General features: G+C 58.8%; 20 protein-coding genes. 18 read left to right on the forward strand and 2 right to left on the reverse strand.

Annotation, left to right across the window (positions count from 1 at the left end):
• Positions 1 to 121: 121 nt before the first annotated feature.
• Both C0398_07310 and C0398_07315 read right to left on the reverse strand, forming a co-directional pair.
• Complete coding sequence (locus C0398_07310; GenBank protein ID MBA4365784.1) at positions 122 to 1,162, reverse strand: cytochrome C biogenesis protein CycH; 1,041 nt, start codon at positions 1,160 to 1,162, stop codon at positions 122 to 124.
• A 320-nt stretch (positions 1,163 to 1,482) separates the two neighbouring features.
• On the reverse strand, positions 1,483 to 3,525 hold the full coding sequence (locus C0398_07315; protein MBA4365785.1) for a hypothetical protein: 2,043 nt from the start codon (positions 3,523 to 3,525) through the stop codon (positions 1,483 to 1,485).
• A gap of 241 nt (positions 3,526 to 3,766) precedes the next feature.
• On the opposite strand from C0398_07315, the gene C0398_07320 reads away from it, so the two are divergent.
• The 18 genes from C0398_07320 (at position 3,767) to C0398_07405 (ending at position 24,754) form a co-directional block, all read left to right on the forward strand.
• Complete coding sequence (locus tag C0398_07320) at positions 3,767 to 6,205, forward strand: hypothetical protein (GenBank protein ID MBA4365786.1); 2,439 nt, start codon at positions 3,767 to 3,769, stop codon at positions 6,203 to 6,205.
• 96 nt (positions 6,206 to 6,301) lie between these two features.
• Positions 6,302 to 7,594, forward strand: a complete 1,293-nt coding sequence (locus C0398_07325; GenBank protein ID MBA4365787.1) for a hypothetical protein — start codon at positions 6,302 to 6,304, stop codon at positions 7,592 to 7,594.
• Entirely contained in the window at positions 7,591 to 8,589 is a 999-nt protein-coding gene (locus C0398_07330; GenBank protein MBA4365788.1) for a hypothetical protein, read from the forward strand. The genes C0398_07325 and C0398_07330 overlap by 4 nt, the downstream gene beginning before the upstream one ends.
• Positions 8,590 to 8,601: 12 nt before the next feature.
• Positions 8,602 to 9,933 (forward strand): hypothetical protein, encoded by a 1,332-nt coding sequence (locus C0398_07335; GenBank protein MBA4365789.1) that lies wholly within the window; start codon positions 8,602 to 8,604, stop codon positions 9,931 to 9,933.
• Between the two features lie 198 nt (positions 9,934 to 10,131).
• Positions 10,132 to 11,433 (forward strand): UDP-N-acetyl-D-glucosamine dehydrogenase, encoded by a 1,302-nt coding sequence (locus tag C0398_07340; GenBank protein MBA4365790.1) that lies wholly within the window; start codon positions 10,132 to 10,134, stop codon positions 11,431 to 11,433.
• Positions 11,430 to 12,500 (forward strand): oxidoreductase, encoded by a 1,071-nt coding sequence (locus tag C0398_07345; GenBank protein MBA4365791.1) that lies wholly within the window; start codon positions 11,430 to 11,432, stop codon positions 12,498 to 12,500. Before C0398_07340 ends, C0398_07345 begins: the two co-directional genes overlap by 4 nt.
• On the forward strand, positions 12,490 to 13,239 hold the full coding sequence (locus tag C0398_07350; GenBank protein ID MBA4365792.1) for a UDP-3-O-(3-hydroxymyristoyl)glucosamine N-acyltransferase: 750 nt from the start codon (positions 12,490 to 12,492) through the stop codon (positions 13,237 to 13,239). The genes C0398_07345 and C0398_07350 overlap by 11 nt, the downstream gene beginning before the upstream one ends.
• The gene (locus tag C0398_07355; protein MBA4365793.1) at positions 13,236 to 14,390 is read left to right on the forward strand and encodes an erythromycin biosynthesis sensory transduction protein eryC1; all 1,155 of its coding nucleotides are present in this window, start codon (positions 13,236 to 13,238) and stop codon (positions 14,388 to 14,390) included. Before C0398_07350 ends, C0398_07355 begins: the two co-directional genes overlap by 4 nt.
• 9 nt (positions 14,391 to 14,399) lie before the next feature.
• Positions 14,400 to 15,566: a hypothetical protein gene (locus C0398_07360; protein MBA4365794.1), complete on the forward strand. Its 1,167-nt coding sequence runs from the start codon at positions 14,400 to 14,402 to the stop codon at positions 15,564 to 15,566.
• Positions 15,563 to 16,966, forward strand: coding sequence for a hypothetical protein (locus C0398_07365; protein MBA4365795.1), 1,404 nt, complete (start codon positions 15,563 to 15,565; stop codon positions 16,964 to 16,966). Before C0398_07360 ends, C0398_07365 begins: the two co-directional genes overlap by 4 nt.
• Entirely contained in the window at positions 16,963 to 17,229 is a 267-nt protein-coding gene (locus C0398_07370; GenBank protein MBA4365796.1) for a hypothetical protein, read from the forward strand. The genes C0398_07365 and C0398_07370 overlap by 4 nt, the downstream gene beginning before the upstream one ends.
• Before the next feature lie 15 nt (positions 17,230 to 17,244).
• A complete protein-coding gene (locus C0398_07375) occupies positions 17,245 to 18,441 on the forward strand; it encodes a hypothetical protein (protein MBA4365797.1) in 1,197 nt (398 codons plus the stop codon).
• 195 nt (positions 18,442 to 18,636) lie between these two features.
• Positions 18,637 to 19,281, forward strand: coding sequence for an acetyltransferase (locus C0398_07380; GenBank protein ID MBA4365798.1), 645 nt, complete (start codon positions 18,637 to 18,639; stop codon positions 19,279 to 19,281).
• Positions 19,259 to 20,317, forward strand: a complete 1,059-nt coding sequence (locus tag C0398_07385; GenBank protein ID MBA4365799.1) for a UDP-glucose 4-epimerase — start codon at positions 19,259 to 19,261, stop codon at positions 20,315 to 20,317. Before C0398_07380 ends, C0398_07385 begins: the two co-directional genes overlap by 23 nt.
• Entirely contained in the window at positions 20,280 to 21,443 is a 1,164-nt protein-coding gene (locus C0398_07390) for a capsule biosynthesis protein CapF (protein MBA4365800.1), read from the forward strand. The genes C0398_07385 and C0398_07390 overlap by 38 nt, the downstream gene beginning before the upstream one ends.
• Positions 21,440 to 22,561 (forward strand): UDP-N-acetylglucosamine 2-epimerase (non-hydrolyzing), encoded by a 1,122-nt coding sequence (locus C0398_07395; protein ID MBA4365801.1) that lies wholly within the window; start codon positions 21,440 to 21,442, stop codon positions 22,559 to 22,561. Before C0398_07390 ends, C0398_07395 begins: the two co-directional genes overlap by 4 nt.
• The gene (locus C0398_07400; protein ID MBA4365802.1) at positions 22,543 to 23,784 is read left to right on the forward strand and encodes a hypothetical protein; all 1,242 of its coding nucleotides are present in this window, start codon (positions 22,543 to 22,545) and stop codon (positions 23,782 to 23,784) included. Before C0398_07395 ends, C0398_07400 begins: the two co-directional genes overlap by 19 nt.
• A gap of 76 nt (positions 23,785 to 23,860) precedes the next feature.
• The gene (locus C0398_07405; GenBank protein ID MBA4365803.1) at positions 23,861 to 24,754 is read left to right on the forward strand and encodes a hypothetical protein; all 894 of its coding nucleotides are present in this window, start codon (positions 23,861 to 23,863) and stop codon (positions 24,752 to 24,754) included.
• The last annotated feature ends 18 nt before the right edge of the window (positions 24,755 to 24,772 follow it).

Consider the following 24,772-nt stretch of genomic DNA (forward strand, 5'->3'; position numbering starts at 1 on the left):
GGGAAGGTCTTCCTCTTTTTCCTCTGCTGCTGCCTGGCAGTCATGAGGGTTGAATTTCTGACAGGTAGACATCCAAAGCTTCTGCCCAGAGGACGTTGAGATATCTTCCTTGCGTCAGTTTTCATGAGACTGTTCTCTGTGGCCGTTCGGTGAGCAGGTTTGTCACGATGCGAACGATGACGTCCTTTTCATCCGGCTTGCTTTCTGCGATCAACAGTGTCGTAGCCACGAGGGCGGCGTCCGAGAACCGGCGTTCGCCAGATGCATCGTACAGAGCATAGTTCTTATCGAGGAACCACAGGAACAGTGCAGCCCCGATGCGTTTGTTTCCATCAAAGAACGCGTGGTTCTTCACCACAAGGTACAGCAGGTTGGCGGCTTTTGCCTCGACGCCGGGGTACAGATCGGTACCGTCCCAGGTCTGCATCACTGCGCCCAGAGCGCTCTGGAGGCTGTTGTCTTTCTCCCGTCCAAACAGCTCCGAACCTCCGAAGCGTCTGCGCAGGTGCTGCACGATGCGGACTGCCTCGTTGTACTTCAGGGCATGGATGACTATTGTACCAGTAGCAGGAGCTGCCACGCGCTGATAGTCGTAGTCGTCCAGCAAGTCGAGCGCGAAGCTATACTCACCCACGACACGCAGGAGTGCTGTTGCCTCATCCCCCGTGAGTTCTCGCCGATTGGCCACGTCGGCAACCAGGCGGATGGCCTGATTGAGTTCCTGCAGGCGCCGCTCGTTGACTGAGTAGCCTTTGAGGAGGTGATCGCGCAGCACATTTGTGGCCCAGATGCGGAACTGTGTGCCACGTTTTGAGTTGACGCGATACCCGACTGCAATGGCAACGTCGAGGTTGAAATACTCGACTTGGTAGGTCTTTCCATCGGTGGCAGTTGTTGCATTTTTTGCAACAACTGAACTTCTCTCAAGTTCGCCATCGATGAACACCTTTCGCAAATGGCGAGATATGACTGATTTGTCTCGTTCAAAGAGGGTGGACATCTGATCTAGACTCAGCCATACCGTGTCGTGTTCAAATTGTACTTCCAGTTTCGCTGTACCGTCGGGAGCGTTGTACAGGATGATCTCGTCACCACGAGCGCCGACGATCGGCGAGGAGTTCTTGTCTTGATCTATCAGTTCATGGTTCCGCTTGCCGGGCATCCTCTTCCTCCTCGCGTTCTGCGTCAGCTATCGAAACGGCGCTGCTGCTCTCGCATACTAGTGTAGCATCATTATTCTTTGGGGTCAGATGGTAACTCCAGCCCAACGTGGCAAGTTGAGCATCTGGGACGGAGACGAGCGGAGAAGACAACGCAATGAATGGATTCCCGCCCGCGCGGGAATGACGGAACTTCACCGGACAGCGAACCTACCATTTCCGAACTACGCCCCTTGCATCGGACAAACATGCAGAACACCCTTGGATAGAGAAACATCCTCGGGCTCAGGGGTCTCTTTGCCAGCTGACTCCAAAGGACCGGTCAGGGGGAGAGGTCGCGCAGGCGGGCCATGGCCTCCACCAGGTTGGGGTTGATGCTGCGGGAGTAGACCAGCTCGGAGCGCTCCATCGCGGTGTCACCCACGGCGCGGTAGCACAGAGACAGGCCGTAGTAGGCCCACTTGTTGGTAAAGCCCTGCTTGACCACGGTTGTCAGCAGTTCCTTTGCGAGGGCGGTCTCACCCCGTGCAAGGGCACAGAAGGCCTGCGCCGTTATGGCATATGGCTCTCCTTGTGCGATGACCAGTGCCTCGGCCGCCTTCGCCTCTGCGCCTGCCACGTCGCCATTGACGTAGACCATGGCCAGTGCCAGCCAGCCCTTGATGGCGGCCAGCGTCGGATACAGCCGTTCGGCCTGCTTCAGGCAGGTCAGGGCTTCGGGGCTCTTGAGGTTGAGCTCCATCATGCCCTGGCTCCACCACGGCCGGTAGTCCTCGGGCACCAGCGTCTGGGCCTGGACGAAGGCGGAGCGGGCCGCATCGGTGACTGGACCTGTCACCCCACCTGACAGCATGCTGGCATACGCACCACCCAGGAGACCCCAGTAGGTGTCGTTGCCGGGGTCGAGGACCAGGGCATCCGTCAGGCGCTCGGTCTTGGTGGTTGTCTCCAGTCCTCCCAGGCGCAGCGCGTACAGCGAGGCGGCCCCGCGCTGGATGGGGACCAGCGCCAGCAGGACGGCGAGCCCGCCCGCGACCAGGCAGGGGACGCGCCTGCGGTGGACCATCGTGCGGCGGTCGTCGCGGCTGAGCAAGTCATACGTCACGATGCGGGTCGACAGCAGGGCCAGGCAGAAGAAGAGGATGGAAGGCGCCACGGCATAGACGTAGTCGACGTCCATGCACATGTGGAGGAAGAAGGCCAGGGTGCCCGCCCACAGGCCGGTGACCCCCATGTCCTCGCGCGAGCCGAACACGCGGTCCAGGCCACGCAGGCCGCGCCGGGCGATCCAGGCAAACAGCGGCACGGTTCCCAGCAGACCGGTCTCGGCCAGGAAACGGAAGAAGAAGGAGTGCGGGTCGATGCGGCGGGACACGTCCGGCACCCACTCGAACGCAGTCCACGCGTGCGGGAACGTCCCCAGACCCGTGCCTGCCCACAGGTGTTCGCGGAACAGGCGCAGTGCCAGCACGATCAGGTGGACGCGCGTGTCGTTGGACTGGTCAGCGCCACCCGTGACGAACGCACCCAGTGCTGCCCCCTTGTCTGCGTTGAGCTCCGCTGTGGCCCAGGTCACGCGGTTGAGTACGGTGAGCCCTGCCGCTGCAGCGCCGACGATGAGCACGCGCAGGAGGACACGCCCCCTCCAGCCACGAGGTGCAAGCACGACCAGCGCACCCAGGCCGATGACGCCCGTCAGGAATGCCCCGCGCGACGTCGTGAGGTACAGCACCATGAGCAGGAAGCCCGCGCACGTATCGTACAGGAGGCGCCAGTCACGGCGCTTGTCCCCGGTCGCCATGCCGACGCTCAGCAGGGTGCACAGGACGAGGAACCCGGCAAAGGAGTTGTGGTATTGCCACAGTCCCCACAGCTGGCCGTTGACGACGAAGTGGTACTGCAGGTTGCCCGCCCACAGCGGCGTGAAGTAGAACAGAGGCGACATCGCCGCCATGTAGTACGCGAAGGAGACGGCTGCCATGCCCACGCTAAGGAACAGGATGCCGTTGAGGTAGAACTGCAGGTCTCCGCGTTCCTGAACCAGGTTGAGGACCATGACCGCCAACAAGAGGGCCGCACCCAGTTTGGCCGCCTCGACCTGTGCGCCGTACGCGTAGGGGGACAGCAGGGTCAGGGCAACGACGGCGACCACCAGCAGCAACGACGACCAGTCGACCGACAATCCCACGAGACGGTGGTCGGGCAGCCACCAGAAGCACCAGGCGGCGAAGACGACCAGCGTGGCAGCCGCGAATACCCAGTCGGCTGCGTACAGGACGACGTCTCCATAACGGGTTCCCAGGGCGAGGCCGACCAGCAGGAGCAGAGTGAGAAGCATGAACAGTCGTTTTCTCATGAACTTCATTGTATGCGCCACACCTGTTGCTGCAACGTATGTTGCTCGTCTCCGTGCGATCGACACCCGCGCCACATGGCAAATAGAGCTAATTCAAGCCTGGTCTTTCACTTCTGTTGCCTTGACCAAGGCCACTTTGGTCCTATCCTATGAACTGTCGTTGGCTGCAAAGCGGCGGCAGAAGGGGTGAGCACAAGTGAAAGAGAATCGTGCGACTGGTGGTGCGACCCCCAGAAAACGCACATGGCATGTGTGGTATCTGTCACTGATCATCGTCGCGTCGATCCTGCTGATCGGTGCGTGGACACGCTGGATACGGCTGGAGCAACTGTCCACAGCGTGGCTGGGCCTTGTTGCGCTGTTCATGGTTGGCGTCCCTTGGCTGCGTCGTCGTTTCAGTGCCGGGTCACCTATCGCGGTGTCTCCTCTTGCCTGGTTGTTCGTTGCCGTTGCCGTGTTCGGTCTGGTGTCATTCGCCGTCTCGGTACACCGTGGTGCCACACTGCAGGAACTCCTCAAACTGATGGGACTCCTGGGCATGTTCCTGTTTGCCTTGACCTCTGCGGGGTCCGAAGACCGTCTGCATACCCTCAGCTGGGTGCTGTTTGGCGCAAGCGTCGTCGCCATGGCAGGATGCATTCTCCTCTATGTGCTATCGCCCCGGGTTGCGACAGGACCCATCGCGTCACTGGCTCATGCGCTGGTCGTGCGCGACGCTGGCGGACGGCTGTGTGCCTTCTTCAGCTATCCCAACGCACTGGCAGGGTTTCTCATCCTGCCCCTCTGCATTGGTGTCGGGATGTTCGCGTTCGGCCGTCGTGGCCTGGAGCGCCTGCTGGGACTGGCAGGCACCGTTGTGCTGATGAGTGCCCTTGTGCTGACCGGGTCGCGTGGGGGCATGATCGTGGCGGCAGGAGTGCTCTTGATGCTCCCCGTTGCGGGCTGGCTGTGCAGATGTGTTTCGAATCGCCAGATGGCGCATGTCGCCGTCGCGTACGGGGTCGTCGCTGTCATGGTAGCGGTCAGCATAGCCGTTCCCGTTTCCCGCACTCGGGTGTGGAAGCCCCTTGTCCAGCGCTTTGTTGCTGTTGTCCAGGAGGTTTCACAGGGGCAGGCAACGACGGGTGGCTCACTGGGAGGTCGGCTCCAGATGTTCCGGGACCTTGGCCCCTATCTGCGGGCATACCCGGTCCTGGGCAGCGGTCTTGGTACTTACTCCAGTGTCTACATGAAGTTCCGGTCGCAGCTCTTCTTTGCCACCGACCCCCACTCACTGCTGGTCAAGAGTCTGGCTGAAGGCGGTATCCTTGGTTTTCTCCTCGAGCTGAGCATGATTGCTGTTCTCCTTTGGTTGGGCTTCCGTGCTGCGCGTCTCTCCAGCAACAAAGCTCTCACAATTGCTGTCGTGGTGGGTATTGCCGGTACGCTGATTCATTCCTGTTTTGACATCGACTCCATGTTCTACGTCTTCGGCGTGGTGCCCGCAATCCTGCTGGGCTCGTGCGCCGGGCTGACCATGCAGGCTGGGGCCTCGTTCTGGGTCCTGGGCCGGCCGGTGCGCAGGGCAGCAAGTCCTGTGCCGGGCGCGAAGCACGTGAAGATCTCTCGTCCACGTTCTCGTAAGGGGGTGCCGACGACGGGACTCGTGGTACTTGGTCTGGCGGCAGTCGTGTTCGCTCTGGCCACGTCGGCCGAGGCGTGCTTCGTCGCGGGGCTGCGACGGGCGCCTGCGAGCATGAGCGCATGGAGTCTGCCGCGTGAGTTCACGGTGGCGCAAGGGCTGAATCCGCTCGACGCCCGATATCCGTTGCAGGCTGCAGCGTCTGCTCGTAGTATTGCCAGGGTTGTACCGGCCACGTTGGCGGTGACATATCGTGATCAGGCCAAGGAATCCTACCAGCGTGCCATTTCTCTGGATCCACTCAACCCAGCAGTCCAGATCCAGTATGCGCAGTTTCTGTACGAAGTCGGGGACAGAGGTGCTGTTGAGGTGTTCCGGCAGCTTACGACACTGGACCCCATCGACCCTGGTACTTGGACGTCACTGGCTCATGCGCACATCGTGTTCAATCACAATCCAGCGTTGGCTGAGCAGGCCATCGACCAGGCACGGCGTCTGGATCCCACGTACTATGACATTGCCAACGTGACCGGCCAGATAGCCCTGGACAAGGGAGATGTTGGTGCTGCCGAGGCAGCCTTCCGGCAGTCTGTCAAGAGCAACCCGTCACAGCAGATAGGTTGGTCTGGACTGGTGGAAGTTCAGCGTGAAACCGGCGTGCAGGGCAAGCTCGTCGCTGCGTTGTTTGATGCCTCGGTGAATGCGCAGGATGGGTCTGCGTTTGCTGCCGAGTTGCGGCGTCTTGCACCAGTGGCACAGTGGACGTCGCCGGCAGCTGGCACGTCTGTTGTTCCAGGTGGCACTGTTGCTTTGGCGTGGAATGTGACCGGCATAGCGAGCTCGCTGGAGTATCAGACGATCTATGCTGCCCCCGCCAAGGGCGACTGGATCCTAGTAGCGGATGGTCTAAAGCCTTCGGCTCGTAGCCTGACGTGGCAGGTTCCTGCAGCCATACCCTCGGGTCCTTGCCGTTTGTTGGTGTATCTCCGTGCACCCAAGCTCATGGCAGGATCGGACAGAGGATGGGCGTCGACTGCCTTCAGTTCTCCAGTCCAAGTGGAGCAATGAATCATTCTCGGTTTCAGTCGTTCCGATTGCAGAAACCGACATATGCTAGCGAAGGGACCGGGACAGGTTCAGGAGGGTTTGTGAAGGAGGACAATCATGGAAGATGAACTCACGTTGATGGATGTGTTCAAGGTCCTGGCACGCCGGTGGAAGCTGATTGCGGCTGTCACCCTGGTACCTACGATTGTGGTAGCTGGCGTGCTGCTGTTTGCTGTCAAGCCTACATACACCTCGACAGCAGTCGTGATGGTGTCGGAAACGAAGGCCACCGTCACGGTGGCGAACCCGGACCAGCTGGCTGACCCACTGGTCAACATGCCGTCTGCTTCCGTTGTGGCTTACCAGAGCCTGGCCAAGGACCCATCGCTGAGTAAGGACGTCATCGACAAGGCAGACTTGGCAGGCGAGCCTTGGAACATGACAGTCCGCAAGTTGGCAAGCGCAGTCAAGATCAGTTCCGTCAAGGACTCCAGCCTTATCCAGATCGATGTCAAGCTGAGTGATCGCGACAAGGCTGCAATCGCCGCAAATGCGCTGGCTGATGGGTTGGTCGCCCGTGGCGAGTCTATCAGCAGGACATCCATGCCTGCAGCACAGCAGGGGCTCAAGGATACGTATGACACGGCGAAGACTGCTGTAGAGAACATCGAGCAGGAGCTGGCTGCCCTGTACAGCAAGCGCGACAACGTCAATGACTTGAAAAACGTCCGTGAGACCATCGCCGGACAGTTCAACAGCTACCGTGCACAGGTGCAGACCCTGGCGACGGAGATCCGCGCCCTTCAGCTCAATCTGGCGACAAGGCAGTCAGCATTGGCGAGTACACACCAGTACCTGACCACGACCAAGTCCATCACGGACGACCAGACGCTGCTGGACGTCGCGAAGGCGACGAGCGGGCAGAGTGTGTTGGACCTGGCGAGACTCAACATGACGTCACAGCAAATCAACCCGGTATGGCAGTCCCTGACCAGTGACGTGACCAGCCTCAAGACCGACATTGCGTACAAGACCAGCGTGAAGGCCCTGTATGAGAAGACGATGCCAGGACTGGAGTCCCGCGTCCTCAATCTCGACAAGCAGGTCGACATGGAGAACCAGACCATTACCAAGGCGGAACGCAAGAAGGACCTGCTGGCAGCGGAGTTTAGTCTGGCTACCACCAACTATGTCTCGTCTCTCAAGCTCGAGGGCAATCCCTTGCCGCCCGTGCGTCTGGTCCAGCGTGCCATACCTGCCGATGAGAAGGACGCCGGAGGACGAGCAGTCAAGCTGGCTGTCACCATGGTGGCGGCGCTGTTGCTTGGTATCCTGTTGGCCTTCCTCATTGACTACATTCAGACCGCGCGTGCAGCGGAAGCTGCGGGTCGCCGGGGGGAGGAGTCGTGAACATGTCCAAGATGAACAGGGGAACCTCAACTCTCCTGGTGTCAGTTCTCTTGATGTACCTGACACTAGCAACCCCCGGACACGTGTGTGCCGCATTGTCCTCGTCCTTGACAGGGACCATCAACGTTGCGTCAGGCAGCGTCACTATTCAGGGGAAGACAGATGCAGGGGCCCTGGTCGTGGTCAACGGGCGTCAGTCCAGAGCGAGTGCGACAGGGGCCTTCTCTGCGTCGTTTCCCCTTGCCGGAACCGCGACTATCGCGGTGCTGGGCAAGAGTGGGCCCGGGTTTTCGATGCTGTTGAACCTCCCAGTTATCCCCACGGTTGCCAGGTATGTGCTCCCTGTCATGACCTTTAGCTATGACGGGACCAGCAGGACACTTGGTCTGGCTGGCAAGCTGATACACAAGCCTATAGGCGCTGTGAAAGGATATGTGACGGACACAGAGACGCGCGCGTCGATCTCTTTTGCAGTGGGCAAAGACTATCGGTTCAGCACGACGCTCCGTCTGGGCACCGGGCTCAACACCCTGCACTCGTATGTTCGGTACCTGTTGCTCATGCGCTACACGCTGCCCGACTTCACGATCACGGTCGGTCCTGTGCCACGTACCATCATCAGTCTCCAGATCGGCATTCCGCGCATGACCGTCAGCGGTACGGTCAAGGCTATCGATGCACAGGGGACCAAGCCCCTCATCACCAATAGTACGACCATGGTCCCCATCCGTGCCATTGTGGAGTCGCTCGGTGGGAGCGTCAGCTGGAACGCAGCCGCTCGTCGTGTCGACATCCGGCTGGGTTCGCGCTCAGTCATTATGTGGGTGGGCAAGACGACAGCAACGGTCAATGGCAGCAGCAAGACGATGAGCATCGCCCCCGTCATCATTGGTGGTCGTACGATGATTCCCCTGCGTTTCGTGGCCGAGAACTTGGGCTGCCTCGTCGGTTGGGACCAGCCCACGAAGAGCGTCACGGTGGTGTATGGTGGATAGAGCTAGTCACGCATGAGCGGAGGAGTGCCTTACGGCCAGCCAGAGAGGGTAGACATGACCACTGAAACCGCAGCGCGACCCCCCAAGGTGTTGATCATAAGCCAGGGAGCGCCCGGTGTCGGCAAGGACGCCAATTCCATCATGTTGTGGCGACTGCTCAAGTACTTTCCAGCGAATTCGTACATGGTGTTGTCATCAAACAAGAACTGGCCAGACGGACGGGTGCCCCAGGCACAACGGGAAGATGGCCACCGGTGCTTTGTAGGATCCGTTGTGCGCTCTGGAATCGGCGGGTCAGGTGGGGAAACTTTCAGTGTGGTCCATTCAACGCATTCTACCCTGCGAATTCTCAAGGACTGGCTTTGGAGGCCTGTGAAGTCTGTACTGCACCGAATTGTGGATCCCGTATCCGCTGTTGTGCAGACTTGGTCAGCTGCCGGGACAGCAACTGCTATTGTCGAGAACGAAGAGATTACGTCTATCCTTGCTATCTCAGACGTCGGTCCGTGCTTGATGGCGGGGTGGATAGCGCATGGGCGCACTGGTATTCCCCTTGACCTGTTCATCTATGACCTGTGGAGGGGGAATGTATTGTCTTGGTTCCAGCAACTCATGGCGTCACTGTTCCAGCGCCGCGTTCTTGCGGCTTCAAGGAGGGTCTTCTCCGGAAGTGAGGGAGTCTGCGAGTACCTGGACGCCGAATTGGGCATAGAGTCGGTCGTCGTTCGCAACTCCGTCATCGCTCGTGGCGTGACGTCGGTGGGCTCTCGGTCTGTATCTGGATCGCCGATGGTCGTATTGTATACCGGAGGCGTCTACTGGGCACAGCTTGATGCAATCTTGGACTTGATTGCAGCTGTTCGTGACATGGTCGATATCGAGTTCCACATCTACTCGCGTCAGTCGCAGGGACAGCTTGCCGTCATGGGAGTGACAGGGAACAACGTCGTGGTGCACCAGGGACTGCCAGAAGATGAAGTCAGAGACCGCCAGGCCACTGCAGATGTGCTGTATTTGCCGATGTCGTTTGGCAAGAAGGGAAGGCTCATCATCGCAACGGCTCAGCCAGCCAAGTCCGTTGAATACATGGCATCGGGGGTGCCGGTCCTTGTTCACGCTCCTGCTTATGCATTCGCAACTCGATACGCACGTGAACACGACATTGCCATTGTCGTAGACCAACCAGGGCCGGACGAGCTGACGCGAGTGCTGATGGCATTGATTTCGGACAGAACCGACGCTCAGAGAAAAGCAGCAAGGGCGGCGGAATTGGCAAGCAAGAGCCATGACTCCCTCGAGGTTTCTCATCTGCTGCAATCGTACTTGTTGTATGAACGAGCATAAGGGGAGCATTGCGTGAGGATTCTGCGTTTCGGGAGCGGAAACTGGACCTCAACAGGATCCGGTCGGGACCACGGGGAAGATGGCTTATGCTGCCTCGTCGCTTGCTCAGCGACAGATGCGCATGATGCTGTCAGCCGGCCGCCAGTGGTCATGCATCATCCGTTCCCTGATCTGGAACTGCCATAAGGAGTGCATCGCATGGAAGAATGGAAACCGCGTTCAGTAGGTGTCATTGGTCTCGGGTACGTCGGTTTGCCACTCGCTGTGGGATTCGCCCAGGCGGGGTTGACCATCCATGGTGTGGAGCAGAACGCCGACAAGGTGGCCCGAGTAAAGGCCGGCGACTCCTACATCGATGATGTGGCGCCTGCGCGTCTTCAGGCGGTGGTTGCAAGCGGCGCCCTGACGGCATCCACCGAGTTCTCAGTCCTTGAAGGCTGTGACGCCGTCGTCGTATGTGTGCCGACACCGCTGACCATCAACAAGGCTCCCGACGTCTCGTACATCGAGAACGTCTCACGCGCTCTCGTGCCGTATCTTCACAAAGGAGAGCTCGTCGTGCTCGAGAGCACGACCTATCCCGGAACGACCGATGAGGTCATGTTGCCCATCCTCGAGAGCAGCGGTCTCAAGGCGGGAGTGGACTTTTATCTTGCGTTTTCGCCCGAGCGGGTGGACCCTGGCAACGCTCACTACAACACGCTGAACACACCCAAAGTGGTTGGAGGACTGGACGCTGCTTCGACGGAACGTGCCTGTACGTTGTACGCGCTGGTCGTTCCCCAGGTCTATCCCGTCAGCTCGTGTCGGGCGGCCGAGATGGCCAAACTGCTTGAGAACACCTTCAGGCTCGTCAACGTCTCGCTCATCAACGAACTTGCGGTCCTGTGCGAAAAGATGGGCATGGATATCTGGGAGGTCATCGAAGCTGCCAAGACCAAGCCATATGGCTTCATGCCGTTCTACCCAGGGCCTGGCATCGGGGGGCACTGCATCCCCATCGATCCCTTCTACCTGTCGTGGAAAGCCAAGGAGTACGATATCGACCTGGAGTTTGTCGAGACGGCGGGCAAGGTCAACGATGCCATGCCTGGCTACGTCATAGACAAGGTAGCGTTTGCGCTCAATTCAGTCGGTCGAGCCATGCGTGGCGCACGCGTGCTCGTACTCGGTGTCGCCTACAAGAAGGACATCAGCGACCTTCGTGAGTCCCCTGCGCTCAAAGTGCTCGAGAAGTTGCGCAGGTGGGGAGCCGACGTCAGCTACTTTGACAGCCATGTAGCCGAGGCACGTGTTGCAGAAGTGACGCTAAGGTCGCTCCCCCACCTGGACACCGATGTGCTGCACAGCGCTGACTGCGTGCTGATCCTGACCGATCACAGCTCGGTGGACTATGCCATGGTCGAGGACAATGCGCGGCTCATCGTCGACACGCGCAATGCGATCAAGCACAAAGGTCCCAAGCTCTTCAGGCTTGGGGATGGGACAGACAGACAATGAAGAACCCAGTGCGATTCGCGCTCATAGGGTGCGGACGTATCGCCCCCAAGCATGTCAGCGCCCTCGCCAAGATCCCGCAGGCGCGGCTGGCCTGTGTGTGTGACTTGGTGGCGTCCAAAGCCGAAGCAATTGGCGAGCAGCTTGGCGTGCCGTGGTACACGGAGTACCGCGACATGCTGGGGCATGAACCAGTCGACGTCGTGAACGTCTGTACCGAGAGCGGCAACCATGCCAGCGTGTCAATTGATGTCATGAAGAGGTTTGGCTGCAACGTCATCGTGGAAAAGCCGATGGCACTGTGGCTGTCGGATGCTGATGCAATGATCCAGACGGCATGCGAAGTGGGCGTCCGGCTGTTTACTGTGAAGCAGAACCGGTTCAACGGTCCGGTCCAGCTGCTGAAGCGTGCGCTGGATGAAGGCAGGTTCGGACGTGTCCTGATGGTCACGTCGCGGGTCCGGTGGCACCGGGCACAAGAGTATTATGATCAGGCGCCGTGGCGGGGCACATGGGTCCAGGATGGTGGCTGTGTCGCCAACCAGGCCATCCACTACGTGGACCTCATGCAGTGGCTTGGCGGGCCGGTGTCCTCCGTCTACGCAGCATCGCGCCGTTTTCTTCATCGCATGGAGGCTGAGGACGCTGCGGTAGCGACATGGCAGTTCCAGTCCGGCGCTCTCGGAGCCTTCGAGGCGACGACCTGTGCTAACCCAAAGGACTTGGAAGGTTCCATCACGGTCCTGGGCGAGAAGGGAGAGGTCGAGATCGCAGGGTTCGCTGTCAACCAAGTGCGCACATGGGCATTCGTCGAAGAGCGTCCTGAGGACGTGCGAATTCAGGACGCCAATTATGTTCCGGACAACGTGTACGGATTTGGCCACGAAGCACTGTTTCGGTCTATCCTCGACTCTCTGTCCACCGGACAGCCGAATATGTTTGAGGGTGGTGAGGGTCGCAAAGCTCTGGAACTTGTCACGGCCATGTATGAGGCGATGGAGACCGGGATGCCGGTGAAGCTTGGTACATTATATCCCCACAGTCGTCTCGGAGGTTCGCATGTCGATTAGTCCAGACGCGCGCATCGCACCAGACGTGGTCGTGGGCGACAATGTGGTCATCGAGGCCGACGTCGCGGTGGGTGAGGGCTGTGTGCTGGGGCACAATGTGGTCATCCGGACTGGAAGTCGCCTGGGCTGCCATGTCATGGTGGGGGACAACACCGTCATTGGGCGGCGTCCCATGCGCAGTGTTCGGTCTGCACTGCCTCCCGTGACGGACTACGGTCCGTGCAGCATCGCGGACGATGTCCAGATCGGTTGTGGCTGTGTCCTGTATGCAGGTGTCTCCATCGGGTGCCAGGTCATGGTAGCCGACTTGGCGACCGTGCGCGAGGCGGTCACCATCGGTGAGCAGACGATTATCGGACGTGGCGTTGCCATCGAGAATCGCTGCACGATAGGGAAACGCTGCAAGCTGGAGACCAACGCGTACATCACTGCGTATTCTGAGCTGGAGGACGATGTCTTTGTTGCCCCCATGGTGGCAACATCCAATGACAACTACATGGCACGTGGCAATGAGCGCTTCAAGCATTTCAAAGGCGTTACGGTCAAGCGCGGTGGCCGCATCGGCGTCAACGCGACCATTCTGCCTGGCCGGACGGTCGGTGAGCAGGGTGTCGTGGCGGCTGGGTCTGTCGTGACGCACGATGTCCCTGCACAAGTCATTGTCGTGGGCAATCCAGCACACGTCTTCCGGGATGTGCCAGAGGACCAGCTGCTGGAGAACCAGGAGGGAAAGAAATGAGCAGCGTGCAGAAACAGCAGATCCCGATGGTCGATCTGGTAGGCGAATACCACGAAATCAAGGATGAAATTGACGAGGCAGTCCACCGCGTCCTTGAGAGTGGGCACTTCATCTTGGGTGAGGAAGTCGAGGCCTTCGAGCATGAGGTTGCCAGCTACCTGGGCGTCCGGCATGCCATAGGCGTTGCATCCGGATCCGATGCCCTGTTGCTTGCGCTCATGGTGCTGGGTGTTGGACCGGGGGACAAGGTCATCACGACCCCGTTCAGCTTCTTTGCCACAGCCAGCTGTATCGTGCGACTCGGAGCGACGCCGGTGTTCTGTGACATTGATCCTCGCACCTTCGACCTTGATCCTGGCAGCGTGCGTCGCTACCTCGAATCATCATACACACCAGCTGTCAAGGCCATCATTCCCGTGCACCTGTACGGTCAATGTTGTGACATGGACCCGTTGCTCGAGCTTGCGCGCACGTACAGTCTCAAGATTGTGGAGGATTGCGCTCAGTCCTTTGGGTCCACCTACAAGGGGCGCCAGTCGGGCGGTATCGGGGACATCGGGTGTTTCAGCTTCTTTCCTACCAAGAATCTCGGTGCCTACGGCGATGGTGGCATGGTGACGACTAACGACGACGGGCTGGCAGAGCATGTGCGCATGCTCCATGTCCATGGGGCGCGCCACAAGTATCACCACGAGGAACTTGGCGTCAATAGCCGGCTGGACGCCATGCAAGCCGCCATCTTGCGTGTCAAGTTGAAGCACGTTGACGAGTGGACTGAGCGCAAACGCGCGCTGGCAGCCGCTTACGACAAGGAGCTGGCGAATATCGAGTGGCTCCAGGTGCCCTACGTGATGCCGGAGTGCAGGCATATCTATCACCAGTACACGATCAAGGTGCCTGCGGAGCGACGGTCGGCGATCCAGGAGACTCTGGCGCAGGCCGGTATTCCGACACAGGTTTACTACCCTGAACCACTACACCGGCAGCCCTGCTTCGTGGGCCAACAGGAACTGCCAGAGGAGCCCTTGAACGTCGACGCGATCGTGCCAAGCGTGTTGAGTCTTCCGATTGGACAGAGTCGCCAAGGCTCGGACGTGGGAGTTGCGGGAGCACTCCATGCTGCACTGGCGCAGACTGACAGATCCAGTTAGGCGTTGGTGATGCACGTCCTGTTCATACCTTCTTGGTATCCGACGGTAGCAGCACCCGGTTCTGGCTCGTTTTTTGCGGACCAAGCCGTTGCGCTGTCGATGCTCGGAGCCGAGGTTGGTGTGTGCTATCCGGAGCTCCGATCCTTGCGTGCTCTGAGCCTTCCGTCTCTTGTTGAGAACCATTTGCAGTGGACTTGCGCCGAGGAGCGAGATGTACACGTCGTACGATGGCATGGCTGGAATGTGCCGTCAGCTAGAGTAAGGGCTAGACTATTCGTCGAAGAATGTCGTAGGGCCTACTGGATCTACGAGAGAAGGTTCGGACGTCCCGACATCATCCATGCGCAGAGTGCCCTCTGGGGCGGGGTTGCTGCCATGCAATTGTCCGCTGAAGAAGGTATCCCATTTCTTGTCACCGAGCACTCCTCGGCTTATCCGCGGCATGAGATACGTCCATGGGAGTGGCCTTGGGTCGAGCGCTGCTTTCGCGCATCGTCGCTAGCGGGGTGCGTCAGTCCATTTCTGGCGGATGAACTTCGCACGGCACTACCTGAAGTGTCATTCACAGTGATACCCAACATGGTTGATGCCACGTTCTTTACCCTTTCCCCCGCCCCCAAAGGCAACTCGACGCCGAGCTTTCTTACAGTTGCCGGTTTGAACCAGAAGAAGGGGATAGATGTGCTCTTGGAGGCCTTTGCTCTCTACAGACAGTCGGGGGGGCGTTGGAATCTGGAGATAGGTGGGGATGGCCCACTTAGGCAGCAGCTTATGCAACAGGCAACAAGACTGCATCTTGAGGAATCCGTGAGGTTTCTAGGCCAGCTCACCCGGGGGCAGGTCCGTGAGGCAATGTGGCGGGCCTCAGCTTTTGTTCTCCCAAGCAGGGTTGAGACATTTGGGCTCGTCGTTGCAGAGGCTCTGGCGACCGGCCTGCCAGTCATCGCAACGAGATGTGGGGGGCCTGAGAGCATCCTCACCCCAGATGACGGATTGCTGGTTGAGCCTGATGATCAGCTGGGGTTAGCCAATGCGCTCGCGACCATGGCGCGGACAGCCTCGTCTTACGTTGTAGAGGACCTTCGTGAGCGGTGTGTCAAACGGTTCGGTTCTGTCGGGGTTGGGGGACAGCTTCTCGACGTCTACGCCCAGATAGTCCACAGGGGGAAGGGGTGAACTTGATGGTGCGCTCACGAGCTATCCTGATCCACGTGTCTCAGGCGGTCGCATTCTTGCTGGCTGTTTCTGCACCGTTGGGGTCGTATGCGTCAGGATTTCAGATGTTTGGCCAGAACGTCTTTCTCTTCCGTCTTGTCATCCTAGCTGCACTGCCTCTAGCACTTGCTACGGCCACGCGGCACTCGAAGAGGCTGAGACGACCGGCTCTCGCGCTGATGCTTGTCGTGGCGGTCTGGTGGCTCCTGGGCGCGGTTGGCTTCCAGTGGTCACCGGGCGTTGAGGCTGGCCTCAAGTCTCTGGCTGCTGTCGCCTTCGGATTGGCGTTACTTGTGCTTGTTTGGCTGCTTCCATGTGAGTGGGGCCAGATCGGGGATGCACTGATTACCGGATGGCAGGTCGGCTTCATTATCACATCGGTCATTGCGGTGTGGGAGATCGTCTTCATGCGGCATTTGCCAGGATATCTACTGGATACCGCACCCGCGTATTTCCTGATCAACAGATTCGCAATGGCAACGCTAGGGAATCCGAACAACTATGGCGCCTATCTCCTGTACGTTCTGGCCATTTTCTTTGGAGGGGCAGTCTCCGTGACTTCTACGCGCGCGCGTGTCCTGCAATATCTTGGGGTGGGACTGGCAGTTGGGCTGTTGGTCATGTCTGGTGCGCGATTAGCACTGCTGGGATGCATGGTCGAGGTCGTTGTGCTGATCGCTGCATCAACGCGTCGCCAGCGCGGACGTGTGGCGATGTCGGCATTCTTGCTGGTTGGCATTGCATATGTGGTGATGGTCAACTGGGGAGACTACGGGCTGGCGAAGCTACTTGTACTGAGTTCTAGTTTCTTAAGTGATGCTTCGGTAGTGGCCAGGGCTAACCTGATGATTGACGCAGCGTTCTTGTCATTCCAGCACCTTGGCTTGGGGGTCGGCCCTGGCGGGTTTGGACCGTCAGTAGCATCGGGGGCGGCCCCCTTGTACACCTTTGGCCTAGTGAATCCGCACTGCTTCTTTGCCGAGATTGCATCTGAGTATGGTGTATTCTCGCTTGCCGCATTCGCCTTGTGGTTGGTTGGGCTCCTGCGCTTGGCGATACGTCCTGTCGGCGATGGCAGGACGATATCACCCGGTGCAAAGAGGTACCGATTGATTCTGTTGCTGGGTCTCACCGGATACATGTTTGCCGCTTTCGAGAACAGTACCTACATGGCTGACTCGACCAACTGGCTGTTCCTGACCACTTTGGCTGTCCTGGCCACTTCGCTGAGGCCCGAGACGAGGAGGGCCGAAGCGAAGGAGCAGCGCTCAGCGAGCGGATGGTCGATATCGGCTGAGGGTGGTTCCGGGTCTGAGCTGAACGACGTGCCGGACAACCTGCGGGCGGGAGTGGGCAGATGATGGACCAGCCGAACGATTGCATGAAGACGCTGGGTCACGTTTCTACGGTGCACAGTGGCTTGGATCCTCGCATATTCTGGAAGGAATATGTGTCATTGGCTTCTGCTGGCTATAAGGTTATGCTGCTGGCGCTAGGCGCGACTGGCGGCCAATTCAGCAGCGGTCGCCGAGGCGACCATAAGAAGGACGAGTCAGGGTGTCCTCCTGGCCGCCGTTCTGAGCTGCCGACAGAGCCGCAATCAGCAGTGGAATTTGCACCTTGAACCGGAGGAGAGGAAATGTCCAATCGGTTAAGAATCGTACATATCTACCAGTGGTACATGGATAGTATGGGATACCAGGAAAACTACCTGCCTCGGTATCAAGCTAGTCTGGGAAACGATGTCACGATTATCACTTCTACTCGGAGTCCTCAGTATCCGAACACGCCCTTGCAGTGCATGAGGTCGGGAAAACACGAGGACCACGGAGTAACGATCATCCGATTGCGGACTGTGTCCATTGTTGCTCCTAGCGGGAATACCCTCGTATTCATGTCTGGCCTGTATAGTGCGCTCAATCGAGCAAGGCCCGAAGTCGTTTTCCATCACAATACATCTGAGGATTCGTTGCGTGCCGCTGGCGCCTACAAGATCAGACATCCGTCTACTCTCCTGGCTTTGGACTCGCATCTGAATTTCGCCAACAGCGGCAAGAGCTGGGTCTCGGCACGCTTGTGGCATGGGTTATTCTGGCGGTGGCAATTGCAGCGAGTGTTGCCTTTGGTGGACAAGGTCTTCGCCGTCACTCCTGCATGTGCCCAGTTCGAGCGGGAGGTTCATGGGATTCCTGCAAACCTGGTTGAGGTTCTCCCCCTTGGATGCGATGACGAGAACCAGCCACCGCGCGACGAAGCTCACGCTTGGCTGCGGCACAAGGCGAATTGGCCGTCGGACACACGAGTGGTTGTCATTGCCGGCAAGCTGGACCGGAACAAGCGTGCAATCGAGACTGTGAGTGCCTTTCGCATGTTGGATGACGAGGCAGCACGCTTAGCGATTGTTGGTTCGATCGGACCGGACATTTCGCAGGAGTTGGTCGGTGCTATTGGCGGCGACACAAGGATAGGGCTGTTTGGCTGGGTGTCTGCAGACGAACTCGCGTGGTGGTTGAGGGGGGCAGACATTGGCGTCTGGCCCGGCACGGAGTCTTCCGTGTGGGTGCAGGCGGTCGGGAGCGGGCTCCCTGTCATTCTCCATCATGTTCCGGGGCGTGAGGATTTGACTGCAGGAGGAAATGGCATTCTGCTTGAATCGGCTGAACCTGCTGAGATCTATGAGTGCCTCAAGAAGGCTCTGGATGATGCCTTCCTTCCGAACCTGGTGAAGTCGGCGAGTGAAGTAGCCCCTCGTTTTTCATATGCTGCAATAGCTCGACAGTCTCTGACCTTCGCGTCGGCCCCCGAAAAGATGATCGCTGGTGAAGAAACGAGGTGATGACGCGTGGATATCCAGGAGGTCTACCAACAGAGGCAGTTCGCCGACAGAATCACCAGATCATTGATGAGAGGTTTGGCCCCATGTGTCAGCGGCCCATTGCTGGCAGTACCGCTGATTGGCTAAGGCCCGATGATGTTATCTCTGCTACAATGGAGTTAAGTGGAGAGACACTGTTTGCAGGGAGCTGTGGCCATGGGGACTGGTCGCCAGAGAATAGAGGAGTCCGGAATGCTAAGGAATATGCCATGGTTCTATGCGACGGTACACCGAGTGCGTACAGAGTTCAAGAAGCTCATGTTGCATACAACTGGAATTCACACGACAACGCACCTTGCGGGATGGAGCAGACTTGCCAGCGACATCAAGACACATGAGTATGTCTATATTGGCCCAAGCTGCACTATAGGTCCTGGCGTGGAAATTGGAGCCTACACGATGCTAGCACCACGGGTCGCCATAGTCGGAGGGGATCATCGGTATGACAGACCTGGGGTACCCACGGAGTTTTCGGGTCGTGCAGCACTGCGAAGGACATCGATAGGAGCTGACGTGTGGTTGGGTTTTGGATGCATCATCATTGCTGGAGTGACCATCGGTAGAGGGGCAATCGTAGCAGCAGGTGCTGTCGTGACACACGATGTCCCCCCCTATGCCGTTGTTGGTGGTGTACCAGCTAAGTTCATCCGTTGGCGTTTCGCAAGTACTGACGACAGAGCAATTCACGATGCTATGCTTCTTGAGCGCCCGCGGGCGGGTCACTATGCGGGAGCCTTTGCGGCAGCAGTAGACTCACGACAGGGAGAGGAGGGTTCAGATGAGCGCACGATTTCAGGGTGACAGGCGATGCACGTTGATCACCGGTGGTACCGGCTCCTTTGGCCATGCCTTCTTGACGTACACGCTTGCTCGGGGTGTGCAGGAAGTTCGGGTCCTCAGCCGAGACGAGTTCAAGCAGGAGGTCATGCGCAAGCAGCTGCACGACCCGCGGGTCAAGTTCTATCTGGGTGACGTGCGGGACCGTGCCAGTGTCGACCATGCCATGGAGGGCGTCGACCATGTGTTCCATGCTGCGGCGCTGAAGGAGGTGCCCTCCTGCGAGTTCTTCCCGGTTCAGGCGGTCATGACCAACGTGCTGGGGAGCAACAATGTTATTGAGTCAGCTATCGCTCACGGGGTAAAGAGTGTCGTGTGCCTGAGTACCGACAAGGCAGTTCAGCCGATCAACGCCATGGGCATGAGCAAGGCGCTCATGGAGAAGACGGCATATGCGGCAGCGAGGGACAGCGGGCACACCAGACAGACGGTCATCACCGTGACCCGCTACGGCAATGTGATGTGTTCCCGTGGCTCAGTCATTCCGCTGTTCATCGAGAAGATGAAACGGGGTGAACCGCTGACGGTCACGGAACCCACGATGACCCGTTTTCTGATGTCGATGGACGAAGCTATTGGACTGGTGTTGTTTGCCATGGAGCACGCCGAGCCAGGCGACCTGTTCATCCGCAAAGCGCCGGCCTGTACCATCGGTGATCTGGCACTGGCTCTCAAGGAGCTGTTCCATTCCGACGCGCCCATTCAGGTTATCGGATCGCGTCATGGCGAGAAGCTGCACGAGACGCTGGCGACGGCTGCCGAATTGCACCGGGCGGAGGACATGGGCGACTACTTCCGCGTGCGCATGGACGACCGCGACCTCAACTACGAGAAGTACGTGAGTGAGGGTGACCAAGGTGTCCTGATGACGAACGACTACACCTCGGCTTTGACCCAGCGCCTGTCGGTGCAGGAGATCATGAACAAGTTGGCTGCGCTGCGCGAGGTGCACCATGAGGTGAATGGCGGGACAGGCTCGTCGTTCTCCCGTGGGAGCTGAGATGCATATTGGTATCACAGGTGCGGATGGGTTCCTCGGCTGGCATCTGCGGAGTTTGCTGCACGGAGATACGACAGAAGATACTGCTGTGCCCTGTGACCAAGCATCCTTTGCCGACGACAATGCGCTCGACGACCTCGCCGCGACATCCGATGCCATCGTCCACTTCGCCGGCATCAACCGTGGCACCGACGATGAGGTCCTGAACGGCAACCTGGCCATCACGGATCGGCTCATTGCTGCCCTACGCCGGTCCGGCCGCATGCCCCACATCTTGTTTGCCTCCTCCATCCAGATCGATCGTGACAATACCTATGGCGAGGCCAAGCGTGTCTGCGCCCAGCACCTGCAGACATGGGCGGACAGCTGCGGGGCGCACCTTACCACCGTTGTCCTGCCGAACGTCTTTGGCGAGTTCGGCCGTCCGTTCTACAACTCAGTGGTTGCGACTTTCTGCCACCAGCTCGTGCATGGGGAGGAGCCCCACATTGTAGCGGATGCTCCCCTCGAACTTATCGCGGCTCAGGATGTAGCTGCCAAGTTCGTTGCGCTCGCTCATGACGGGGCGGCGGGCGTGGTCCGCGTGCCAGGCCACAATCCCCTGCTGGTCTCTGAGATCCTGAGTCGTCTCCAGGGGCTGAATGCCTCGTATTCCGGTGGTACGCTTCCCCTTCTTGCTGACTCGTTCGACCTGCAGTTGTTCAATACGCTGCGCTCCTTCCGCTTTCCCGACCAGGTTCAGGGCATCTTCGACGTCCATACAGACCCACGTGGTACGCTATGGGAGGTGGCGCGGTCACAGGGAACCGGTCAGACGTTTGTGTCATGGACTGAGCCCGGGGTCACAAGGGGCAACCATTACCATCGGCATAAGGTGGAGCGCTTCGCTGTGCTGAGTGGCAGCGGACGCATTCGCCTGCGGCGACTGTTCACTCCTGACGTCCATACCTACGATCTGACTGGCGAAGCACCGGGCTACGTGGACATGCCGACCTTTTGTACACACAGCATCGAGAATACCGGGTCAGCACCGCTCCTGACCCTGTTCTGGTCAGGTGAGCTGTTTGATGCGGGGAAGCCAGACACTTGGAGTGAACCCGTTCTGGCACAGGAGGCAGGAAGATGAAGGTTATGACTATCGTCGGGACCCGTCCCGAGATCATCCGTTTGTCTCGTGTTATTCCCTGCCTCGACGCGCACGTCCAGCACGTCCTGGTCCACACCGGCCAGAACTACGACGATGAGTTGAATGGTGTGTTCTTCCGTGACCTGGGCCTGCGCGCGCCCGACGTCGATCTGCATGCCGCAGGTGCGACAGCGGCTGAGACCATCGGGCTCACCATTGCACGCATCGACCCTGTCTTGCAGGCTGAATCCCCGGATGCAGTCCTCATCCTCGGCGACACCAACAGTTGCCTCACTGCCATTGCCGCGAAACGGCGTCACATCCCGATCTTCCATATGGAGGCGGGCAACCGGTGTTTCGATGAACGCGTGCCCGAGGAGACCAACAGGCGTATCGTCGACCATATCGCCGACATCAACATGCCCTACAGCTCTATCGCACGAGAGTATCTCCTGCGCGAAGGCGTCGCCCCCGACCGCGTCATTACGACGGGCAGCCCGATGTACGAGGTCCTCCATCACTACCTGCCGGCAATCCAGGCCAGCGATGTGCTGAGCCGACTGGGACTCACCCCCGAAGGGTACTACGTCGTGAGCGTGCACCGCGAGGAGAACGTGGACGATGAGGCACACTTTGATGCCTTCATTGCCGTCCTGCGCCACTTGAGCAGTCTGGAGAGACCTATCGTCGTGAGCACGCACCCGCGCACGCGCAAATGGCTCGACGAGCGTCATGTGCAGGTGCCCCTTGGTGTCAGCTTCCTGAAGCCGCTCGGGTTCCTCGATTATGTCCGGCTTGAACTAGACGCACGGTGTACACTGTCCGACAGCGGAACGATCACGGAAGAATCTAACATCCTGGGATTCCCCGCGCTCAACCTGCGCGAGGCACACGAGCGGCCCGAGGGGATGGAGGAAGCTGCGGTCATCATGACGGGGTTGCGGCCCGAACGCGTTATGGAAGCGCTCAAGGTGGCTGAAGCCCAGCCCCGCGGAGCCGACCGTACGCTGCGTCTGGCCCCCGACTATGCTGTCCCGAACGTATCCGAAAAGGTTCTGCGCATCATCCTGAGCTACACAGACTATGTGCGCAGGGTCGTGTGGAACCGAACCACATGAAGCAGGATCGTCTGCTGATTCTGACCGAGTATTTCTACCCCGACACGGCTTCGGGGACCGGTCGCATTATGACAGAACTGGCAGAGGACCTGGTCAAGAAAGGAATCTGTGTTGACGTAGTCTGTGGGCAGCCTTCGTATCTTGCGCACGAACGCGTTTTGTCACGGGAAGATTGGCATGGCGTCAAGGTGACTCGCCTGTCCGAACTGAGGGTCAGTCGTCATTTGGGCGCCGGTCGTACCGCAAGTTGGGCCTGGTTCATGCTCCAGTGTTTGGTGCACGTGCCGTTCTGGCGGCGGAAATACCATCGCATTCTTGTCGTCACCAACCCAGCACCAGCATTATCGCTAGGGTGGCTGTTCAAGCGTGGGCGTACTGCCGCCGGGTATGTTGCTCTCGTGCATGATCTCTTCCCTGAGAACGCCGTAGCAGTCGGCAAGTTACGTGAAAACTCATTGGCAGTACGTGCTATGAAATCGCTCAATCGGGTTTCTCTGCTTGCGGCCGACACTGTGGTGACAGTGGGAGAAGACATGAAAAGATTGCTTTGCGCAGACTATGGACTGCGACTGGAGAAGGTGCACGTAATTCCCAATTGGGCCTCCCAGGTAGAGACTCCTAGCCTGGTCAACATCGAGGCTGTTGACTACTGGCGGCGTTCTCTGGGGTTGGGCGACCGGTTTCTTGTGTTGTACGCTGGCAACTTCGGTTTCGCTCAGGATGCGGACCTGCTTATCCGGTGCTTGGCAGCATGCAGTCACATGACAGACGTTCTGTTCTGCTTCGCCGGAGGGGGCGGTCAGTATGAACGATTGCGCAACGAGGAGACGAGCGGAGCCATTCCAAATCTGAGGGTTGTACCTTTCCAGACTGGAACGAGGTACTCCAGTCTGCTGAAGCTGGCTGGTTGTGGCCTTGTGTCATTACATCCACATCTCAGGGGAATGGCCGTGCCAAGCAAAGTCACCACTTACATGGCCACCGGTTTGCCCGTCATCTGTTTGGCTGAACAAAGCAGCGATCTTGCCAATATGGTTAAGGAGACGTCCAGCGGCATTAGGTGCCAGTCTCCCGAGCAGTTCGCTGATGCGGTCCGGCTCATAGTATCGGACAATGAGCTGAGAAGCAGGCTGGCTAGGAACGCGCTCAGAGCTGCGGAAACCAAGTATTCGCGCTCTCAGTGCATCTCATCGTTTGTTGAAGTGCTCTCAGGATTGCCGTAGCAGCTCGTCATCAACGCAGCATGAAGAGGGACAGTGATCTGGAGAAACACATGTCAGTGGAATTGATGGTGATCTGATGAACTGCTTCATGACAGGGGCAACTTCTACGGTAGGAATGTTCGCCCTGCGCTCCGTGCTGGGCGATGGAGAGGTTGAACATGTCTCAGTCCTCAGCAGGTCTCCCGGTCGATTTCCACTGACGCACGAGAAGTTGACGGTCGTCTCTGGGAACCTGCTTGAGCCCGGCCCGTGGGAACTAGCAGCAAATGGGTGTGACATGGTTGTGCATGCTGCGGGGATTATGTTCTTGCCACAGCTCCTTCCCCTGATGCGGACAAGCGCTGCACGGCAGCTTGTTGTGGTCGGGACAACCGGGGTGTTTTCCCGGTTCAAGTCGGCGTCACAGGAGTACGTACACGATGAGGAGCTTCTTCGGTCATTTCTGATGGAGCACCCAGCAGTTCGGTGTGTTGTGCTGCGCCCAACAATGATCTATGGGCATGCTGGCGACCGTAACGTGTCTGTCCTGCTGTCGTGGTTCAGGAGGCACAGTGTCTTCCCCATGTTCGGCGATGGTCATGCCCTGATTCAGCCTGTCTATGACGCTGACGTGGCATCTGCCGTTGTCGCAGCCGTGCGGCAGCACTGCGAACCTGCTGGGTTCTACAACGTGTCTGGCCGAGCACCGCTGTCCTATCGCCAGTTCATCGAGGCCATTGCGGCGGCGGTCGGTACCACGCCCCGCTTTGTGCATCTGCCAGTGAGCGCGTCAGCAGCATTGTTTGAGGCAGCCCATTTCCTCATTCCCCGTTTTCGCTTCAGCGGCGAACAAGTCTGGCGCACCACCGATGACCGTGCCTTTGACTGGTCGGCAGCAGGGGCGGCTTTCGGCTTTGCGCCGCGTTCCTTTGAGGAAGGACTCACGTTACAGTTGGCACGTATGGACTCATCAGCGGGAGCCGAACGGTGATTCTACTCGCCTGGGCGA

The organism is Coprothermobacter sp., from assembly GCA_013824685.1.
Lineage (GTDB): Bacteria > Caldisericota > Caldisericia > Cryosericales > Cryosericaceae > Cryosericum.

Excerpts from the sequence above, each read along its gene's own strand:
- C0398_07310 (MBA4365784.1), bottom strand. The coding sequence starts at position 1,162 with ATGCCCGGCAAGCGGAACCATGAACTGATAGATCAAGACAAGAACTCC.
- C0398_07315 (MBA4365785.1), bottom strand. The coding sequence starts at position 3,525 with ATGAAGTTCATGAGAAAACGACTGTTCATGCTTCTCACTCTGCTCCTG.
- C0398_07325 (MBA4365787.1), top strand. The coding sequence starts at position 6,302 with ATGGAAGATGAACTCACGTTGATGGATGTGTTCAAGGTCCTGGCACGC.
- C0398_07335 (MBA4365789.1), top strand. The coding sequence starts at position 8,602 with ATGAGCGGAGGAGTGCCTTACGGCCAGCCAGAGAGGGTAGACATGACC.
- C0398_07340 (MBA4365790.1), top strand. The coding sequence starts at position 10,132 with ATGGAAGAATGGAAACCGCGTTCAGTAGGTGTCATTGGTCTCGGGTAC.
- C0398_07345 (MBA4365791.1), top strand. The coding sequence starts at position 11,430 with ATGAAGAACCCAGTGCGATTCGCGCTCATAGGGTGCGGACGTATCGCC.
- C0398_07350 (MBA4365792.1), top strand. The coding sequence starts at position 12,490 with ATGTCGATTAGTCCAGACGCGCGCATCGCACCAGACGTGGTCGTGGGC.
- C0398_07355 (MBA4365793.1), top strand. The coding sequence starts at position 13,236 with ATGAGCAGCGTGCAGAAACAGCAGATCCCGATGGTCGATCTGGTAGGC.
- C0398_07360 (MBA4365794.1), top strand. The coding sequence starts at position 14,400 with ATGCACGTCCTGTTCATACCTTCTTGGTATCCGACGGTAGCAGCACCC.
- C0398_07370 (MBA4365796.1), top strand. The coding sequence starts at position 16,963 with ATGATGGACCAGCCGAACGATTGCATGAAGACGCTGGGTCACGTTTCT.
- C0398_07375 (MBA4365797.1), top strand. The coding sequence starts at position 17,245 with ATGTCCAATCGGTTAAGAATCGTACATATCTACCAGTGGTACATGGAT.
- C0398_07380 (MBA4365798.1), top strand. The coding sequence starts at position 18,637 with ATGGGGACTGGTCGCCAGAGAATAGAGGAGTCCGGAATGCTAAGGAAT.
- C0398_07385 (MBA4365799.1), top strand. The coding sequence starts at position 19,259 with ATGAGCGCACGATTTCAGGGTGACAGGCGATGCACGTTGATCACCGGT.
- C0398_07390 (MBA4365800.1), top strand. The coding sequence starts at position 20,280 with ATGGCGGGACAGGCTCGTCGTTCTCCCGTGGGAGCTGAGATGCATATT.
- C0398_07395 (MBA4365801.1), top strand. The coding sequence starts at position 21,440 with ATGAAGGTTATGACTATCGTCGGGACCCGTCCCGAGATCATCCGTTTG.
- C0398_07405 (MBA4365803.1), top strand. The coding sequence starts at position 23,861 with ATGAACTGCTTCATGACAGGGGCAACTTCTACGGTAGGAATGTTCGCC.